Raw genomic sequence first — 305 nt, 5'->3', positions numbered from 1 at the left:
AAGAAAATCAGCGCGCTTATCCCGCCCCGAAAAGGCGCGGGTTACTGGCCCGGTGAATATGCAGACCGTAACCGTGCTGTTGCGAATCAGCGGCTGACCGGGAGTAATGCGCGGTGGAAATGGACAACAGATTATAACCGTCGCTCGATAGCGGAAACGGCGATGTACCGGGTAAAACAGCTGTTCGGAGGTTCACTGACACTGCGTGACTACGATGGTCAGGTTGCAGAGGCTATGGCCCTGGTACGAGCGCTGAACAAAATGACGAAAGCAGGTATGCCTGAAAGCGTGCGTATTGCCTGAAA

The 305-nt window shown here is 54.4% G+C and carries 1 protein-coding gene; it reads left to right on the top strand.

Going from position 1 to position 305, the window contains the following annotated elements:
- On the top strand, positions 1-303 hold a 303-nt coding region (locus tag QMN38_RS26825; protein ID WP_064756738.1), incomplete at its 5' end, for an IS5/IS1182 family transposase.
- Positions 304-305: the final 2 nt, after the last annotated feature.

The organism is Citrobacter sp. R-1.5.2 (genome assembly GCF_035064245.1).
Classification (GTDB): domain Bacteria; phylum Pseudomonadota; class Gammaproteobacteria; order Enterobacterales; family Enterobacteriaceae; genus Citrobacter.
This window is presented reverse-complemented; position numbering and strand designations above follow the sequence as displayed.